The sequence below is a fragment of the Mesorhizobium sp. M2A.F.Ca.ET.046.03.2.1 genome, assembly GCF_003952425.1.
Classification (GTDB): Bacteria; Pseudomonadota; Alphaproteobacteria; order Rhizobiales; family Rhizobiaceae; genus Mesorhizobium.
Map to the genome: position 1 here is coordinate 1,659,269 of NZ_CP034449.1, position 17,663 is coordinate 1,676,931.

The window sequence follows — 17,663 nt, forward strand, 5'->3', positions numbered from 1 at the left end:
ATGCTTACGAGACGCGAAGCTTTGCTGGGTTCTGTTCTTACCGCCGCCGCTGTTGCCGCCATCGGCTCGACGCCGGCGATGGCGGCCGTGACGGATGTGGCAGAGCTGCCGCGCGAAAAGGTCACGCTTGTCGCGCCGCCTTTCGTGCACGCTCACGACCAGGTGGGCAAGGGCGGCCCCAAGATCGTCGAGTTCACCATGAAGATCGAAGAGAAGCCGATGGTCATCGACGCCGACGGCACTCAGCTCAACGCCATGACCTACAACGGTTCCATTCCGGGCCCGCTCATGGTCGTGCATGAGGGCGACTATCTCGAGCTGACCTTGATCAACCCCGACACCAACACGCTCGCCCACAATATCGACTTCCATGCGGCGACCGGCGGGCTCGGCGGCGGTGCGCTGACGCTGATCAACCCCGGCGAGCAGGTGACGCTGCGCTTCAAGGCGACCCGGTCCGGCACATTCGTCTATCATTGCGCACCTGGCGGGGCGATGATCCCCTGGCACGTGGTGTCGGGGATGAGCGGGGCGGTGATGGTCCTGCCGCGCGATGGCCTGAGGGACGAAAAGGGCAAGCCCGTACGCTACGACCGCATTTACTATATCGGCGAGAACGACTTCTACATCCCGCGCGACGAGCAGGGAAAGTTCAAGAAGTACGACTCGGCCGGCGACAACTACGACGACACCGTGAAAGTGATGCGCGGCCTTGTCCCGACGCATGTCGTTTTCAACGGCAAGGCTGGATCGCTGACCGGCGAAAACGCCATGAAGGCCAAGGTCGGAGAGACGGTGCTCATCGTCCACTCGCAGGCCAATCGCGACACCCGTCCGCACCTGATCGGCGGCCATGGCGACTTCGTCTGGGAACACGGAAAGTTCGGCAATCCCCCCGCCAAGGATCTCGAAACTTGGTTCATCCGGGGTGGATCGGCGGGCGCGGCGCTCTACGCGTTCCGGCAGCCGGGCGTCTACGCCTACGTCAATCACAATCTCATCGAGGCCGTAGAGCTCGGCGCGACTGCGCACTTCACGGTGGACGGAAAATGGGACGACGATCTGATGATGCAGGTCGAGGCTCCCAAGGCGATTGCCTCATAGAAGGTCGATCGACCTGCGACCCGCCGGCGATATCGGCGGGTCGCAGCCGCTAGCGGAGCTTGAGCATGTCCTTCGATCCTGTCTTCACATTGGGAACGATCGCGGCCGCCGCCCTCATCGCTCTCGGCGTCAGCAATGCGATCGACGGGGCGACGCCCTCGCGGGTTCCAGCTGCCGTGGCGAAGCTGGTCGCCCTGGCGCCCGGATCACTCGAAAATCCGCAGCCTGGTGAGTTCCTCCGGGACAATCATCCCGTACCCGCACCCGTGGCGAAGGAAACCATCGACACGCCACTGGAAATCATGAAGTTCCAGGTGACGGCGTCGGACTATGACCTTTGCGTTTCGGACGGCGCCTGCAAACCTGCCGACTCGCGTCTCGTCGGCAACGTTCCGGTGACGGGCGTCAGCTTCCTCGATGCCCAGGCTTACGCGAATTGGCTGTCGGCAAAAACGGGTGAAACCTGGCGGCTGCCCACCAACGTAGAGTGGGCCTATGCAGCTAGCGAGCGGTTTCGGCCCGACATCGAGGGGGGCGACGGCGACCCGGCGGATCCGGCGAGGCGATGGCTCACCCAATACCGCAACGAGGCGGCGCTCGGCCGTAAAGCGGATCCTGAACCGCGTCCTCTCGGGGCATTCGGAATCAACTCAAAGGGCGTTGCGGATATTGCCGGCAATGTCTGGGAATGGACATCGACCTGCTACGCCCATGTGACGATGACCAGCGATGGCGTTGCCAGTTCGCTCACCAATTGCGGCGTGCACGTTGTGGAGGGGTTCCACCGCACCTACATGTCGAACTTCATCCGCGACGGCAAAAGCGGCGGCTGCGCGGTCGGAACTCCGCCGGACAATCTCGGGTTTCGCCTGGTCCATGAACGCGGCGACTTCCTGCAGGCCGCGCTTCGCCGATTGGGCCTCACCTGACTGCCCCACAAAAAGGAACTTAGATGACTTCGAAGCCGGCCCTGCTTGACAGAGTGCGCCCCGTCGCCGAACAGCCCCTGGCCCGCCCCGGCGTGGACCGGGCCTCGATCGGGGTGCTGGTGCGCGAGTTCTATTCCAGGGTGAGAAAGGATGAGCGGCTCGGGCCTATCTTCGCCCGGGAAATCGCCGTTGACTGGGAGCCCCATCTGGAGAAGATGACGGACTTCTGGTGTTCCGTCATCTTGAAGAGCGGCGACTACCATGGCCGACCTGTGCCGGCCCATCTGAAGCTCAAGGACGTGACCGAAGCAGACTTCGGGATTTGGCTGGCTCTCTTCGGCGAGACGGCATCCCGCCTGTTCGCTCCCGAGATCGCGGCGGTGTTCGTCGAGCGAGCGGAAAGGATAGCGACGAGCCTCAGGCTCGCCATGTTCTTCCACCTCGGCCCTGCCGCCAGAGACGTTTCGGGAAAAGTGTGAGCGGTCAGGTTCGCACCCCTCGCCATAGCTGTTCGTTCGCAATTTTCTAAAACGCGGGGATGGAGCGGTTTCGCCGTTTCCTTGCTCCAAGTGACCGGCAAGCAGGGAGCAATCCACCGAGCTGACATCCGGTTTGATTCCGCACATGGACTGTGATGGACTGTAGCTGTTCAAGCCCCTGATTTCCGCGATGATCCTCAATCTTTTCGTCGGCACGATCGTCATCAGCCTGACGGTCCTGATCCACACTTTCGGCCTTATCGCGATCACTTACGTGATGTCCCGACTCGTTGCGCTGTTCCGGATGCACGGGAGGCGCAGCCGGGTCATCGCCATGATCACGGTCGTGATGGGGCTTTTCGCTGTCATGACGGCGGAAGTCTGGCTATGGGCCGGGATCTACCGGCTGCTCGGAATCTTCAGCGATTTCGAGACGGCGCTTTACTTTTCGACCATCACCTTTTCGACGGTCGGATATGGCGATGTCGTGCCGGCTCATGGCTGGCGCGTGCTGGCGGCCCTGGAAGGCATCAACGGCTTTCTGCTGATCGGCTGGTCGACAGCCTATCTGATCGCGGCCGGGACCCGTGTCGGGCCGTTCAGGGTGGGCGAGCATTTCTGACCCCCCACCTGAAGCCTATTCAAACTGAAGCCTATTCAAACCGCCACCGAATGCCTGCCGGTTCCGTTGCTGAGGTATTTGTCGAATTTCGCCGCCACCGTGCGGACAAGCGGACGGCTTGCCGCCGGCACGACGAAGTTCTCGCCTTCCAGCCGAAGAAGCTGGCCCGCCCCGCCGATGGCCAGTCGGCTCGCTTCGCAAAGCAGCCTTTGGCCGACATTTCCAAAGCGGTCGACAAGCTCCACCGCCGAGAAGGCGAAGTTGCACATCAGGCGCTCGATGACCCAGCCACGCGCCTCATCTTCGACGCTGAATTCTATGCCGCGCGTTATCGCCAGCTCTCCCGAATCCACGGCTTTCTGGTATTCACCCGTCGCAACGATGTTTTGTGCATGGCCCTGGCGATACCGGCTGATCGACGAGGGGCCGAGACCGATCAGGGTTTCGCACTGGTCCTCGGTGTAGCCCTGGAAATTGCGGCGGATCTTGCCGGCGCGGGCGGCAACCGCCAGCGTGTCCCCGGGCTTCGCGAAATGGTCCAATCCCAATGCCTCGTAGCCGGCATCGACAATCAGCTGCGCGGCAAGCTGTGACTGCGCCAGGCGCGCGACGGAATCGGGCAGCCAGGCTTCATCGATCATCGTCTGATGCTTCTTGAACCACGGCACATGCGCGTAGCCGAACAGGGCAAGCCTGTCCGGCGCCAAGGTCAGCGCCTGGGCAACGGTCGCCGCGACGCTCTTGCCGGTCTGATGCGGCAGGCCGTAAAGCAGGTCGAGGTTGACGGACGTGACGCCCCGCGCCCGCACCGCATCGACAATGCTCTTGGTCAGCGCGAAACTCTGCTCGCGATTGATCGCCTTCTGCACCTTGGGATCGAAATCCTGGACACCCAGGCTCGCCCTTGTCATGCCGATCGCGGCAAACGCGTCCAGCCGACCCTCGTCCATGTCATTGGGGTCGATCTCGACGCTGAGGCTGGCATCGCCGAGGAAGTCGAATTGATCCCGCAACGCCTTTCCGAGCATGAGGATGTCGTCGGGCTTCAGCATTGTCGGGGAGCCGCCACCGAAATGAACGGCGCGGACCCTGCCGCGGCCGCTGACGAGGCCGACCGTTTCGATCTCCTTGTGGAGGGAGCGAAGGAAAGTGGCCACGGGCGCATAGTGACGTGTCTGCTTGGTATGGCAGGCACAGAACCAGCACAGCCGATCGCAATAGGGAATATGGAGATACAGCGATATCTCGTCATCGCCTTCGAGCGCGTCAATCCACCCGCGAACCGTGACCGCGTCAACGCCCGGATGAAAATGCGGCGCCGTCGGATAGCTCGTGTAACGCGGCACGTTGTCGCCAGGGCTCACGGTCGGAGCTGGGCGCGGCGGATCGATGGGAGCGGCGGGCGGGGTCATGACGGTCAAACTGCCCGAACGACGCCGGCAAAACCTTGATCTCGATCAAGGCGACTCAGGTCAAAACCCGGGCAGATTGCCGCTCCTATTTGACCACGGGCGTCGCAATGACCGCCAGACAGGATGTTCAGCAAGCAGACGTCCCCGCAATTTGCAAATCCTGCGAAGCGCGGCAGGATGGATTATGCGGCGCCTTCAACGCCCGCCAACTCGCCGAGTTGGCCAAAGCCTCCTCCAGGCATGAGGTTCCGGCAGGCACGGAACTGCCCGACGACGGAACCTACTCCAATCTTCTGTCCGGCGTGGTCAAGCTCACGAGAAATCTCTCGGATGGTCGTCAGCAGATTGTCGGGTTCCATTTCGCGCCCGATTTCCTGGGCAGGCCGTTCGAGGCAAAGAAGCCGATCAGGGCCGAAGCCTTGACGAATGTGGCGCTCTGCTCGTTTCCAAAGGCAATCATCGATCGGATGGCAAACGAGATGCCGGAGCTTGGACGTCTGCTGCTGAAGCATACGCTGAACGAGCTCGACGAAGCACGCGACTGGATGGCGGCGCTGGGGCGCAAGACCGCGTCCGAGAAGGTCGCAAGCTTCCTCCTCATGGTCGCCAGAAACACCAATCCCGCGCACCATCCGGCGAGCCCGATAAGCTTCGACCTGCCGCTGACACGCACCGATATCGCCGATTTTCTCGGGTTGACCATCGAGACGGTCAGCCGGGAACTGTCCAGGTTGCGGTCCGACGGCACGATCCGGATCGTCAACAAGCGGCAGATCAGCCTCGCAAGCATGGCTCAGCTCGAGGAACGCTGCGGCGACTGACCGGCGACGATCCTCCTGCGAGCCTTCGCTTGCTTGACCTCACCATGACCCCAAGGTTCGGCCTTGCAGGTCGTTTCGCTGGCGTCCCTGCCTGAAGCGGGATCAGTTTCCGACGCCCTCCAAATAAAAGCAGTGCGCGTTTGACCTGGATCAAGGCCGGGGGGCCGGGAAATCTCGAAAAGGTGCCTCGGGCGGGTATTTCCGCCGGAACTTTCGAGACGAGATCGGGGACTTGCGATGAAATTTGGCACGGAGATCGTCCTTCTAAGCCTGTTCGCCTTTGGCGCCCTCGTAGCCGCCGGCTTCGGGGTGGATGAACCTTTTCGCCAGCACATGTGGGTTTTGTTCTTGGCCGTGGCTGGATTCACCGCGGTCCTGCTGCGCACTACGGATTTCAAGCCCGCGGCGCCGATCGACCCATCCGCCTACATGGATGGTCCGATCCGCTACGGCGCCATTGCGACGGTGTTCTGGGGCGTCGTCGGCATGCTGGTCGGCTTGATCATCGCGCTGGAGCTTGCATACCCTCAGCTTAACATCGGGCCCTGGTTCAATTTCGGCCGGCTGCGGCCGCTTCATACCTCCGGTGTGATCTTCGCCTTTGGCGGCAACGCCCTTCTGTGCACATCCATGTATGTCGTGCAGCGCACGTCCCGCGCGAGGCTGTTCGGCGGCAATCTCGCCTGGTTCGTCTTCTGGGGCTATCAGCTGTTCATCCTCATGGCCGCGACCGGCTATCTGCTGGGCATCACCGAAGGCCGCGAATATGCCGAGCCGGAATGGTATGTCGACCTCTGGCTGACGATCGTCTGGGTCGCGTATCTGATCCTTTTCCTCGGCACCATTCTGAAGCGCAAGGAACCGCATATCTACGTCGCCAACTGGTTCTACCTGTCCTTCATCGTCACCATCGCGATGCTGCATGTCGTCAACAACCTGACGATGCCGGTCTCGTTCCTCGGCTCGAAGAGCTACTCGGCATTCTCGGGTGTTCAGGACGCGCTGACGCAGTGGTGGTACGGCCATAATGCGGTCGGTTTCTTCCTGACGGCGGGCTTCCTCGGCATGATGTACTACTTCGTGCCCAAGCAGGTGAACCGCCCGGTCTATTCCTACCGGCTGTCGATCATCCACTTCTGGGCGCTGATCTTCCTCTATATCTGGGCAGGACCGCACCACCTCCATTACACCGCCCTGCCCGACTGGGCGCAGACGCTCGGCATGGTGTTCTCGATCATGCTGTGGATGCCGTCCTGGGGCGGCATGATCAACGGCCTCATGACCCTCTCCGGCGCCTGGGACAAGATCCGCACCGACCCGATCGTCCGCATGATGGTGGCGGCCATCGCCTTCTACGGCATGTCGACCTTCGAAGGGCCGATGATGTCGATCAAGACGGTCAACTCGCTGTCGCACTACACGGACTGGACAATCGGCCACGTCCATTCGGGCGCGCTCGGCTGGGTCGGCCTGATCAGCTTCGGCGCGATCTACTACATGGTGCCCAAGCTCTGGAACCGCGAGCGGCTCTATTCGATGCGCCTCGTCACCTGGCACTTCTGGCTGGCGACGCTCGGCATCGTTGTCTACGCGGCGGTGATGTGGGTCTCGGGCATCATGCAGGGGCTCATGTGGCGCGAATACGACGAGCAGGGTTTCCTCGTCTATTCCTTCGCCGAGACGGTCGCCGCGATGCATCCCTACTACATCATGCGCGCCGCGGGCGGCGCCATGTACCTGGCCGGCATGCTGATCATGGCCTGGAACATCACCATGACCATCCGTGGCTACCAGCGCAAAGAGCAGCCTTTGCCGGGTTCCGCCCCCGCCCTCCAGCCTGCCGAATAAGGAGCCAGACATGGGCCTGATAGACAAACACGCGCTGATCGAGAAGAACGCGACGCTTCTTCTCGTCGGATCCCTGCTGGTCGTGACCGTTGGCGGCATCGTCGAGATCGCGCCGCTCTTCTATCTCGACAACACGATCGAGAAGGTCGAGGGCATGCGGCCCTACACCCCGCTGGAGCTTGCCGGACGCAACATCTATGTACGCGAGGGATGCTATCTCTGCCACAGCCAGATGATCCGGCCGTTCCGCGACGAGGTGGAACGCTACGGCCATTACAGCCTGGCGGCCGAGTCGATGTACGACCACCCCTTCCAGTGGGGATCCAAGCGAACCGGACCGGATCTTGCTCGCGTCGGCGATCGCTACTCCAACAGCTGGCAAGTTCAGCATCTTGCCGACCCGCGCTCCGTGGTGCCGGAATCGGTCATGCCGAACTACGCCTTCTTGAAAGACACGCCGATCGAGGTGAAGGATTTCTCGACGCATCTGGTTGCGAACAGGCGCGTCGGGGTGCCCTACTCCGACGACATGGTCGCCAACGCAAACGCCGACCTGACGGCGCAGGCCGATCCCAATGCCGACACGACCGGCCTGGAGAAACGCTACCCCAAGGCCAAGATCGGCGACTTCGACGGCAACCCGCAACAGGTCACCGAGATGGATGCTCTCGTAGCCTATCTCCAGATGCTCGGCACCCTGGTCGATTTCAAGAACTACGACGAAGCAGCCGGCTACCGCTGAGGAGGGCAACCGATGGAATACAACTTGATGCGGGAGTTCGCCGACAGTTGGGGCCTGCTTGCCATGGCTTTGTTCTTTGTCGGCTGCATTGTCTTCGCGCTGCGTCCGGGTGGCAGAAAGCATGCCGACGACGCCGCTAAAATTCCTCTCCAGGACGATTGATCATGAGCAACGAGCATATCGACGAAATCTCGGGCATCACGACGACCGGCCATGAATGGGACGGTATCAAGGAGCTCAACAATCCTCTGCCGCGCTGGTGGGTGATCACCTTCTACATCACCGTGGCCTGGGCGCTCGCTTACACGATTGCCTATCCCGCCTGGCCGATGCTGAGTTCCGCCACCAGGGGCGTCCTGGGCTTCTCCAGCCGCAATGCCGTCAAGAACGAGATGGCCGCGGCTGACGCCGCCAAGGCCAAATACGTCACGGCAATACAGTCCAAGACCGTTTCGGAAATCGCCGCTGACGACACGTTGCGCGAGTTCGCCGTCGCCGCCGGCGGCGCGGCGTTCAAGGTGAATTGCGTGCAGTGCCACGGCTCCGGCGCGCAAGGATCGACAGGGTTTCCGAACCTCAACGATGACGATTGGCTCTGGGGCGGCAAGGCGGAGGAGATCCAGCAGACGATCACGCACGGCATCCGCTTCGCAGCGGACCCCGACACCCGTCAGTCCGAGATGACCGCCTTTGCCGACGTGCTCAAGCCGGAACAGATCGCCCAGGTCAGCGCCTATGTGGCGAGCCTTTCCGGACCGGTACAGGACAAGAGTCTGATCGAGCCCGGCGCCAAGGTTTTCGCGGACAATTGCGCCGCCTGCCATGGCGAGAACGCTAAGGGCAACCGCGACCTCGGAGCACCTGATCTGACGGATGCCATCTGGCTCCACGGTTCCGGCGAGGCCGCGATTGCTGCCCAGGTGCGAGCCCCGAAGAACGGGGTGATGCCTGCCTGGGTCGGCCGTCTCGGCGAGACGACGGTCAAGGAGCTGGCTGTCTATGTCCATTCGCTTGGCGGCGGAGAATAGGAGCGGGGCCTATTCTCGGCCCTCAGCCGTTCAAGCGACGAGGCCCGGCCGTGCCGGGCCTCGACTTGCTTTTTGATGGCTCAATTTGACCTGCATCAACGCGACGCGCCCGCGCGATTGCGAGATTGCCGGAAAGAAGGCGGCATCATTTCGCCGTGATTGGAGATCGTCGTGCTGGATCAGTCGCAGGTAGAACGGCTCGAGGCCGAAGCGGTCAACTCCGCGAAGACGCGACAGCCGCTCTACGCCGCGCGCAAGAAAATCTTTCCGAAGCGCGCCTCCGGTCGTTTCCGCCAGTTCAAATGGCTGGTGATGGCGATCACGCTCGGCATCTATTACCTGACCCCCTGGCTGCGCTGGGATCGGGGGCCTTTCGCTCCCGACCAGGCCGTTCTCATCGACCTGGCGAACCGCCGTTTCTACTTCTTCTTCATCGAAATCTGGCCGCAGGAATTCTACTACGTCGCCGGCCTTCTGATGATGGCGGGCGTCGGTCTTTTCCTGATCACATCGACGGTCGGGCGAGCCTGGTGCGGCTATACCTGCCCCCAGACAGTCTGGGTCGACCTGTTCCTTGTCGTCGAACGCGCAATTGAGGGCGATCGCAATGCCCGCATGAAGCTGGACGCCGCTCCCTGGAGCGCCCGCAAGCTTTTCCTGCGCGTCTCCAAGCACGCCATCTGGCTTGTCATCGCTGTGGCCACGGGCGGGGCCTGGATCTTCTACTTCGCCGATGCGCCGAAGCTGCTCGGCGAAGTCGTCACCGGCACGGCGGCGCCCATCGCCTATGCCACGATCGCGGTGCTCACCGGCACCACCTATGTGCTCGGCGGGCTGATGCGCGAGCAGGTCTGCACCTATATGTGCCCGTGGCCGCGCATCCAGGCCGCCATGCTCGACGAAAACTCGCTGACGGTGACGTATAACGACTGGCGCGGCGAGCCGCGCTCGCGCCACGCCAAGAAGGCCTCGGCCGCCGGGCAATCGGTCGGCGACTGCGTCGACTGCAACGCCTGTGTCGCCGTCTGCCCCATGGGAATCGACATCCGCGACGGCCAGCAGCTGGAATGCATCACGTGCGCCCTTTGCATCGACGCCTGCGACAGCGTCATGGACAAGCTCGGCCGGGAACGCGGGCTGATCTCCTACGAGACGCTGGCTGACTACAACGCCAACATGGCGTTGGCCACATCCGGAGGCACCGGCCCGGTCAATCCGGCGCTGGTGAGGACGCCGAGCGGCAGCTTCGCCGACGGCCTGGCACATTTCCACCTGGGCAAGATCTTCCGGTTGCGCACCTACATCTATCTCGGCGTGTGGTCGGCGATCGGCCTGGTGCTCGTCTGTTCGCTGCTGACGCGCGAACGGCTGGAGCTCAACGTCCTGCATGATCGCAATCCGCAGTTCGTGACGCTCTCGGACGGCTCGATCCGCAACGGCTATACGGTCAAGCTGCTCAACATGATACCCGAGCCGAGGACGGTCGAGATCACGCTGCACGGCCTCGACGGCGGTGAGATGAGCATCGTGGGCATCGACCAGCCCGCGAGCCGCTCCTTCTCCATCCCGGTCGAGCCCGACCGGCTGAAGACGCTGAAGGTCTTCGTCCGGCAACCGGCCGATCAGATCAGGAAGCCGGCGCAGAGTTTCGAATTCCGCATCGACGACACGGCAAGTTCCGAAACCGCCGAATACACTGCAACTTTCAATGCCCCGGAGAACAGCAGATGAGCGCCGAAATGCCGAAGCCGCGCGAGTTCACCGGCAAGCATATGTTGGTCTCCATTCTGGCGTTCTTCGCGGTGGTGATCGGGGTCAATGTCACCATGGCCACGCTTGCCCAGAAGAGCTGGACCGGCCTCGTCGTCGAGAACACCTATGTCGCAAGCCAGCAGTTCAACGAAGAAGCCAGGAAAGGCAGGGCGCAGGCGGCGCTGGGCTGGACAGGCAAGCTGAGCGTCGCTTCCGGCGAGGTCCGTTACAGCCTTGTCGACAGCCAGGGCAAGCCGGTGCCGCTGCGCGGCGTCAAGGTGCTGTTCCGCCACCCGGCCTACGAGGCCGAGGACGAAGCCCTGACACTTGCCGCGGTGGCCGGCACTGCCGGGAACGCGGACGCATTTGCTGTCCGGCACACGCCCAGGAACGGCGTCTGGATCGTGGAGATCGATGCGGATGCCGGGCTGGCGTCGCCGTTCCGCGATGTCCGCCGTGTCATGATCTCGAATGGAGCCCTGCAATGAGCTGCTGCGCGCCTGGAGCTGAAATGGCGTTGGAGGTCGCTGCCGCGACATCCGCATCGCCGTCGAGCGAGGAGATCAAGTTGGCCAGCCGCTCCCTGGGCGGCGACATCCACCAGACCGACCTGTCGGTGCCGACGGTTCACTGCGGAGCTTGCATTCAGACGATCGAGGCGGCGCTCGGCTCGGTCGAGAATGTCGTGTCCGCTCGCGTCAACCTGTCGACGAAGCGTGTGTCGATCCGCTGGCGCGGCGACATCGTCCCGCCATTCTTCGCCGTGCTCGGCCGGCTCGGCTATCAGGCGCACCTGTTCGACCCGGAAATTCACGAGAAGGACAGGACGCTCTCGGAGCTGATCCGCGCTGTCGCCGTGGCGGGCTTCGCGGCCGGCAATATCATGCTGCTCTCGGTATCGGTCTGGTCCGGCGCGGAAGGCCCGACTCGCGATCTGTTCCATTGGCTGTCCGCGCTGATCGCCATCCCGGCGCTCGCCTTCGCCGGCGGGATCTACTTTCGCTCGGCTGCGAACGCGCTGCGCCATGGCCGCATGAACATGGACGTGCCGATCGCGGTGGGCGTTTCCCTCGCCTACACGATGAGCCTCTACGAGACCATCAATCACGGCGAGCACGCCTATTTCGACGCCTCGGTGTCGCTGCTCTTCTTCCTGCTGATCGGGCGCACGCTGGATCACGTGATGCGCGAGCGGGCGCGAACCGCGGTCAATGGCCTATCGCGGCTTGCCGCGCGAGGGGCAGTGGTCCTGCGGGACGACGGAATACGCGAATACGTGCCCGTCGCCGAACTCGCTCGGGGAATGCGCCTGCTCATTGCGGCCGGCGAGCGGATCCCGGTCGACGGCGATATCGTCAGCGGGAATTCCGACCTCGATTGCTCGATCGTCTCCGGCGAGAGCGCGCCGAAAGCCGTGAGCGCCGGCACGCACGTCCAGGCCGGCACGCTGAACTTGACGGGTCCGCTGACGATGCAGGCTAGCGCCGCAGCGAAGGATTCCTTCTTGGCGGAAATGATCCGGCTGATGGAAGCCGCCGAGGGTGGCCGCTCGCGCTACAGGCGGATCGCCGACCGGGTATCGGCACTCTACGCACCCGTGGTCCATCTGGCGGCCTTCGTCACCTTCCTCGGCTGGATGGTTGCGTCCGGCGATTGGCACCGCGCCATGACCATCGCGATCGCCGTGCTCATCATCACCTGCCCGTGCGCGCTCGGCCTCGCGGTTCCGATCGTCCAGGTGGTGGCGGCCCGGCGCCTGTTCGAGGCTGGCGTCATGGTCAAGGATGGTTCGGCGATGGAGCGTCTCGCGGCGATCGACGCGGCTGTGTTCGACAAGACCGGGACGCTCACTCTGGGGCTGCCCAGGCTCGTCAATGCGGCGTCGATCGATCCGGCCATGCTGGCGATCGCGGCAGATCTGGCGGCGCATTCCCGGCACCCGTTCTCGAAGGCGCTGGCGGCCTATGGCAGCGTTCGCGATCGAACCCAATTCGACCGCGTGCAGGAGGAGCCGGGCTTCGGCATCGAAGCGTCCGCGGGCGGCGATATCTGGCGCCTTGGCCGGCGCGGCTGGGCCGGATGGAAGGCCCGCACCGGCGGTGAAGGGCGGTATGGCGGCCTTGGCGGCACGGTCCTCGCGAAGAATGGCAGGATCGTCGCATGCTTCGCCTTCGAGGATGCCACGCGCGCCGATGCGAAGGCGACGGTGGAACGGTTGAAGGACGCCGGCATCTCGGTCGAGATGCTTTCCGGCGACACCGCGAGAGCCTGCGGCGAGGCGGCGGGAGCCTTGGGCATCGAGAATTTCGTGCCGGCCCTGCTGCCATCGGGCAAGGTCGAGAGGATCGAGGCGCTGGCTCGCGCCGGTCACAAGGTGCTGATGGTGGGCGACGGCCTCAACGACACGCCGGCGCTCGGCGCCGCGCATGTCTCGATGGCTCCGGCGACCGCGGCCGACATCGGCCGCCAGGCCGCGGATTTCGTCTTCCTGCGCGAGAGCCTGCTGGCGGTACCGCTCGCCCTGGATGTTTCGCGCAAGGCAGGCCGGCTCATCCGCCAGAACATCGCAATCGCGATCATCTACAACGCGTTCGCCGTGCCGATCGCCATCCTCGGACATGTGACGCCGCTGATTGCGGCGATCGCGATGAGCGCTTCCTCGCTGATCGTGATCGCAAATGCGATGCGGCTTCAGACGACGGCGAAAGCGGCTCCTGAAGCCGCTCCCGCCAGGCGCCGCAGCGACGCCATCGAAGCGGCGCACCCATGACCACGCTCGTCTATCTCATTCCAGTGGCCCTGTTCCTCGGCGCTCTCGGTCTGTCCGGCTTCCTGTGGGCCTTGCGCAGTGGCCAATACGAGGATCTCGACGGAGCCGCCGAGCGGATACTGATCGAACCCGATACGCGAGACAAGGAAGCCCCGCGATCAAACTGACGTAGATCAAGGCGGCGTTGCCGCCGACGTCCGAGAGTAAGGCTGACGATAGCGGGAGACTTCGATGCAGGCTCGGGACATCATGACGACGCCGGTGGTCACAATCGCCACCTCTGCCTCGGTCGCCGAAGCGGCCGATCTGATGCTGACCAGGAACATCCGCTGCCTGCCGGTCGTGGGAGACGACGGATCGCTGGCTGGCATCATCAGCGAAGGCGATTTCCTGCGCCGGGGCGAACTTGGCACCAGACGGGCGCGGCCTCGCTGGCTGGAGTTTCTTGCCGGTCCAGGCAAGCTCGCCGACGAGTATGTCCGTTCGAGCGGCCGCCGGGTGGCCGAGGTCATGACCGCCGGCGTCGTTTCGGCAGCGCCAGGCGCTTCGCTTGCCGAGGTCGTCGAGCTCATGGCAACCCACGACATCAAGAATGTGCCTGTCCTTGACGCGGACAAGATCGTCGGCATCGTCAGCCGCTCCGATCTGATGCGCATCATGCTCCGCACTCTGCCCAAATCAGGTTCTGCGACTGTCGACGACGAGGTCATCCGCAGGAACATTCTTGCCGAGCTGCGGGGCAGTCCTGGAGCGTCGGCGGCGACCTTATCGGCGTCACCGTCGACAAGGGAGACGTTGAGCTGAGCGGCGCCATCTTCGACGAACGCCAGCGAAAAGCTGCCGTGGTTGCGGCCGAGAACGTTGCCGGGGTCAAGAAGGTCACGGACAAGCTCTTTTGCGCCGGGCCATTCTCGGTGGTGCTTGTCTCCTGAAGACCGTCGCGCTTCCGGCGCACGCACTCAAATCGCGGACAACGGCATCAGGGGGCGAACCAGCAGCAGCGCAAAGACAATGAGCGCCGCGCCGGCGATGGCGTCGGCCATCCTCTTGCCGCCGCTCAACCGCCCGCCCAGCAGCAGCCATATCGATCCGGTCAGTGCCTTGATCACGAGCAGCGCCATCCAGGCGATGCCCAGCGCGGCCGCCTCGATGTCCATCGGCACGATGGCCACGCAATAGATGAACGCCTTCGGGTTGAGGGCATCACAGGAGCCGCCTGTTAGTCGGCCGGGTAGCCAGGGCGGCTCACGGCGGCAACCGATCAAGGCCGCGGCCTCGGCGCTCGATCAACCGATAGACTGCAAACGCGCAATCAAGTCGCCATTGCGGCAATAGGCCGGCGGGTGATCCGCATGCTCGGTTTCGTCGAGCCAGGCCGCGCATTCGTCCTGGTGGCCGCAGGAGCGGCACCGGTCCACGGCGCGATTGGTGACGGCGACGTGATCGGCCACGACCCGCAGCTGCCGGTCGACGCCCGTTTTCTGCATCATGCGTCCCATCAAGGCAATTCTGGCGTCAACGCCCATCAGATAATCGAGAAAGCTCATCTCGCTACACTCCTCAGACGGCAAATCATTGCCATCTCAGGCGGCATGCGACGTTGATCTCGATCAAGGAGCGCTGTCCATTTCGTGGAATTGCTTCGCCAGACGGGCGCCGCTCAAGCATGCCATGGCAGGTGGATGGTCACCGCCAGACCGGAGTTGGCATTGGCCATTTCGAGACGGCCGCCATAGGCTTCGACGATATCCGAAACGATCGCTAGGCCGAGGCCGTTGCCGCCGCCCTTGCTGTCGAGCTGAACGCCACGTACCAGAGCGGCGTGCAGGGCGGCCTCGGGAATGCCCGGCCCATCATCGACGACCTTGATGATCACCTCGCCAGCGCTTGCCGATGCGCTCACATGAACCGCGGAGCTTGCGAAACGCGTCGCGTTCTCCACCAGATTGCCGAGAATCTCGGAAAGATCGCCCTCGTCGACGGGCGCGATGAAATCCTCGGCGGCATCGATGACGAATGAGAGCTGCTTGCCCCTCGGCGTGCGCTTGACGACCGCGACCACGCCACTCGCCACCTCACGGACAAGGCAAGCGGCATCGCCCGAAACACCAGGCGCCAGACGAGCGCGTGCCAACTCCCGCTCGACATGACGGCGAATCGCGCTCGCGCTCTTCTCGATTTCGTCGGCAAGCTCGCTTTCGCCCTTCTTGCGCAGGGTCCGGATGTCGGCGGACAGGACCTGCAGCGGCGTCTTGAGGCCATGCGCAAGGTCGGTGGCACGCGAGCGCGCCCGAGAGAGGGCTTTCTCCTGGGCGTCGAGCAGGCGGTTGATCTCGTCGGCGAGTGGCTGCACTTCGCTCGGCGCGGCCACGTCCAACCGTGCCGTCCGCTGCGCGATCACGTTCTTGACGGCGATCCTCAGGCTTTCCAGCGGCGCCAGGCCGACGGTGATCTGGATGAAGAAAGCTCCCATCAGGGCGGAGGCCAGCACAACGAGGGCCGGCGCAAGGTCACGGACGTACTCGCCAACGGAAACTTCCACATTGCGATGGTCTTCCGCCACCACGGCGCGAAAGGCCCGCCCGTCCGCATCGGTGATCGTGCGAATGACGGCGACGGTGAGCTCGCCGCCGGGCCCCTTGAGTTCTTCCTTCCGCAACTCGCCATTGCCTGCCTGTTTGGGCAGGGCCAGCGTTGCATCCCACAGTGAGCGCGACCGAACGAGGCTGTGGGTGGCCAGGTCTTCCACTTGCCAGTAGTGGCCGGACAGCGGATTGGAGAAGCGTTGGTCGGCCAGCGTGGACGCCACAAACAGACGGCCATCGGCCGTGAAGCTCGTCGCGGCGATCAGTTCGTTGAGATCGTCCGTCAGCTCACTGACAACACGCCTCTCGACGTTCAGTTCGAACAGATAGCGAAGACCGACACCGGCGATGGCAAGGGCGATGACGATCGATATCGCCCTTGCCGACCAGAGCCTGAAACGGATCGAATTGCGCATCAATCCGGCCCGTCGGGGACAAAGTAACCGAAACCGCGACGCGTCTCGATGATCTTGCTGCCAAGCTTGCGCCGCAGACGCGCGACGATGACCTCGATTGTGTTGGGATCGCGTTCGTTGTCGGAACTGTACAGATGCTCGGCAAGCTCGGTTGATGCGACCACACGGCCGGCATGATGCATCAGGAACGCGAGAAGCCGATATTCGAGCGGCGAAAGCGCCACCGGAACGCCGCGAAGCGAGATGCGCATCTGGCGCGTGTCGAGCAGCAAAGGGCCTGATTTCAGCACTGGTGCTGCCTGCCCGCTCGAGCGGCGCAGGATGGCTCGCGGCCGCGCCAGCAGTTCCTCCATTTCAAAAGGTTTCGGGAGATAGTCGTCGGCGCCGGCGTTGATCCCTTCGACGCGCTCGGTCCACAGCCCCCTCGCCGTCAGGATGAGGACGGGAAAGCGACGGCCATTTGCGCGCCAGCGCTTCAGCACCGTGAGGCCGTCGAGCTTCGGCAGGCCGAGGTCGAGAATCGCCGCGTCGTAGTTCTCGACATCGCCCGCAAACCAGGCCGCTGCACCATTGTCCACGATGTCGACAGCCATGCCCGAGGCATTCAGGACCGCCGCGATGTCGGCCGCGATGCGCGGTTCGTCTTCAGCCACGAGGATCTTCATCTGTGGCCTTCATCACCCTTGACACCGCCCACCCCGGCATCGACGTCAACGATCCGGCGCCTGCCGTCGGCGGCGACCACCTGGAACCGATAGATCCATTTGCCTTCGGCACGAATGAGATCGACCGAAACAATCTTGCCGGGAGCCTTGGCGCGCACGATGGCCATGATGTCGGCAAGACCCTCGATTTCGCCGCGCTCATGGAGATCGCGCGCCCGATCATGATCATCGTCGTCATCCTGCGCCCGGACGGGCGACGGCAAGGCCATCACAAGCGCGGCCACGCCCAGAGCTGCCAGGCTCATCGATACGGTTTTCATGGAAGGGAGTTGTCGCATGCGGAAGCTGTCAAACCGCTGTCAATCATCGTCAGCTGGCGGCAAGGGCCGCATATCAATGGCCATCGCGCCCGATGACGACTTTTCGATGCTCGACCTCGATCCGCCGCCATACAGGAAGCGCGCTCTTCCACTTCTAGACCGGTGCGAGT

At 63.4% G+C, this 17,663-nt stretch carries 21 protein-coding genes; 15 read left to right on the forward strand and 6 right to left on the reverse strand.

The genetic code is table 11. From position 1 onward, the window contains the following. The 4 genes from nirK to EJ072_RS07980 all read left to right on the forward strand — a co-directional run bounded on the left by nirK (position 1) and on the right by EJ072_RS07980 (position 3,134). The gene (gene nirK, locus EJ072_RS07965; RefSeq protein ID WP_126083547.1) at positions 1 to 1,104 is read left to right on the forward strand and encodes a copper-containing nitrite reductase; all 1,104 of its coding nucleotides are present in this window, start codon (positions 1 to 3) and stop codon (positions 1,102 to 1,104) included. A 65-nt stretch (positions 1,105 to 1,169) separates the two neighbouring features. Continuing rightward, on the forward strand, positions 1,170 to 2,033 hold the full coding sequence (locus EJ072_RS07970) for an SUMF1/EgtB/PvdO family nonheme iron enzyme (RefSeq protein WP_126079225.1): 864 nt from the start codon (positions 1,170 to 1,172) through the stop codon (positions 2,031 to 2,033). A 23-nt stretch (positions 2,034 to 2,056) separates the two neighbouring features. Continuing rightward, positions 2,057 to 2,512, forward strand: coding sequence for a group III truncated hemoglobin (locus EJ072_RS07975; protein ID WP_126079226.1), 456 nt, complete (start codon positions 2,057 to 2,059; stop codon positions 2,510 to 2,512). A 190-nt stretch (positions 2,513 to 2,702) separates the two neighbouring features. Then, positions 2,703 to 3,134, forward strand: coding sequence for an ion channel (locus EJ072_RS07980; protein WP_126079227.1), 432 nt, complete (start codon positions 2,703 to 2,705; stop codon positions 3,132 to 3,134). A 35-nt stretch (positions 3,135 to 3,169) separates the two neighbouring features. Here the strand turns inward: EJ072_RS07980 and hemN are convergent, their stop codons facing one another. Next, positions 3,170 to 4,546, reverse strand: coding sequence for an oxygen-independent coproporphyrinogen III oxidase (gene hemN, locus EJ072_RS07985; protein ID WP_126079228.1), 1,377 nt, complete (start codon positions 4,544 to 4,546; stop codon positions 3,170 to 3,172). 107 nt (positions 4,547 to 4,653) lie between these two features. On the opposite strand from hemN, the gene EJ072_RS07990 reads away from it, so the two are divergent. The 11 genes from EJ072_RS07990 (at position 4,654) to EJ072_RS37500 (ending at position 14,439) form a co-directional block, all read left to right on the forward strand. Beyond that, positions 4,654 to 5,367, forward strand: a complete 714-nt coding sequence (locus EJ072_RS07990; protein WP_126083548.1) for a Crp/Fnr family transcriptional regulator — start codon at positions 4,654 to 4,656, stop codon at positions 5,365 to 5,367. A 237-nt stretch (positions 5,368 to 5,604) separates the two neighbouring features. After that, entirely contained in the window at positions 5,605 to 7,215 is a 1,611-nt protein-coding gene (gene ccoN, locus EJ072_RS07995) for a cytochrome-c oxidase, cbb3-type subunit I (protein WP_126079229.1), read from the forward strand. 10 nt (positions 7,216 to 7,225) lie between these two features. Then, entirely contained in the window at positions 7,226 to 7,957 is a 732-nt protein-coding gene (gene ccoO, locus EJ072_RS08000) for a cytochrome-c oxidase, cbb3-type subunit II (RefSeq protein ID WP_126079230.1), read from the forward strand. Positions 7,958 to 7,969: 12 nt separating this feature from the next. Continuing rightward, the gene (locus EJ072_RS08005; RefSeq protein WP_042647191.1) at positions 7,970 to 8,119 is read left to right on the forward strand and encodes a CcoQ/FixQ family Cbb3-type cytochrome c oxidase assembly chaperone; all 150 of its coding nucleotides are present in this window, start codon (positions 7,970 to 7,972) and stop codon (positions 8,117 to 8,119) included. A gap of 2 nt (positions 8,120 to 8,121) precedes the next feature. Next, positions 8,122 to 8,985 carry a cytochrome-c oxidase, cbb3-type subunit III gene (ccoP, locus tag EJ072_RS08010; RefSeq protein ID WP_126079231.1) on the forward strand — a complete coding sequence of 288 codons (864 nt, stop codon included), beginning with the start codon at positions 8,122 to 8,124 and terminating at the stop codon, positions 8,983 to 8,985. 171 nt (positions 8,986 to 9,156) lie between these two features. Beyond that, on the forward strand, positions 9,157 to 10,716 hold the full coding sequence (gene ccoG / locus EJ072_RS08015; RefSeq protein ID WP_126079232.1) for a cytochrome c oxidase accessory protein CcoG: 1,560 nt from the start codon (positions 9,157 to 9,159) through the stop codon (positions 10,714 to 10,716). Next, entirely contained in the window at positions 10,713 to 11,225 is a 513-nt protein-coding gene (locus EJ072_RS08020; RefSeq protein WP_126079233.1) for a FixH family protein, read from the forward strand. Before ccoG ends, EJ072_RS08020 begins: the two co-directional genes overlap by 4 nt. Then, positions 11,222 to 13,507: a cation-translocating P-type ATPase gene (locus EJ072_RS08025; protein ID WP_126079234.1), complete on the forward strand. Its 2,286-nt coding sequence runs from the start codon at positions 11,222 to 11,224 to the stop codon at positions 13,505 to 13,507. Before EJ072_RS08020 ends, EJ072_RS08025 begins: the two co-directional genes overlap by 4 nt. Continuing rightward, entirely contained in the window at positions 13,504 to 13,674 is a 171-nt protein-coding gene (gene ccoS, locus EJ072_RS08030; protein WP_126079235.1) for a cbb3-type cytochrome oxidase assembly protein CcoS, read from the forward strand. The genes EJ072_RS08025 and ccoS overlap by 4 nt, the downstream gene beginning before the upstream one ends. 64 nt (positions 13,675 to 13,738) lie before the next feature. Continuing rightward, entirely contained in the window at positions 13,739 to 14,311 is a 573-nt protein-coding gene (locus EJ072_RS08035; protein WP_348639281.1) for a CBS domain-containing protein, read from the forward strand. An 8-nt stretch (positions 14,312 to 14,319) separates the two neighbouring features. Beyond that, complete coding sequence (locus EJ072_RS37500) at positions 14,320 to 14,439, forward strand: hypothetical protein (RefSeq protein ID WP_348639286.1); 120 nt, start codon at positions 14,320 to 14,322, stop codon at positions 14,437 to 14,439. A 27-nt stretch (positions 14,440 to 14,466) separates the two neighbouring features. Here EJ072_RS37500 and EJ072_RS08040 read toward each other — a convergent pair whose 3' ends face one another. The 5 genes from EJ072_RS08040 to EJ072_RS08060 form a co-directional block, all read right to left on the reverse strand. After that, complete coding sequence (locus EJ072_RS08040) at positions 14,467 to 14,772, reverse strand: hypothetical protein (RefSeq protein WP_126079236.1); 306 nt, start codon at positions 14,770 to 14,772, stop codon at positions 14,467 to 14,469. A 21-nt stretch (positions 14,773 to 14,793) separates the two neighbouring features. Further along, positions 14,794 to 15,054, reverse strand: a complete 261-nt coding sequence (locus tag EJ072_RS08045; RefSeq protein WP_126079237.1) for a DUF6455 family protein — start codon at positions 15,052 to 15,054, stop codon at positions 14,794 to 14,796. Between the two features lie 113 nt (positions 15,055 to 15,167). After that, on the reverse strand, positions 15,168 to 16,508 hold the full coding sequence (locus EJ072_RS08050; protein WP_126079238.1) for a HAMP domain-containing sensor histidine kinase: 1,341 nt from the start codon (positions 16,506 to 16,508) through the stop codon (positions 15,168 to 15,170). Further along, positions 16,508 to 17,173 (reverse strand): response regulator transcription factor, encoded by a 666-nt coding sequence (locus EJ072_RS08055; RefSeq protein ID WP_126079239.1) that lies wholly within the window; start codon positions 17,171 to 17,173, stop codon positions 16,508 to 16,510. The genes EJ072_RS08050 and EJ072_RS08055 overlap by 1 nt, the downstream gene beginning before the upstream one ends. Further along, positions 17,170 to 17,493 (reverse strand): PepSY domain-containing protein, encoded by a 324-nt coding sequence (locus EJ072_RS08060; protein WP_189343251.1) that lies wholly within the window; start codon positions 17,491 to 17,493, stop codon positions 17,170 to 17,172. The genes EJ072_RS08055 and EJ072_RS08060 overlap by 4 nt, the downstream gene beginning before the upstream one ends. Positions 17,494 to 17,663 lie beyond the last annotated feature (170 nt).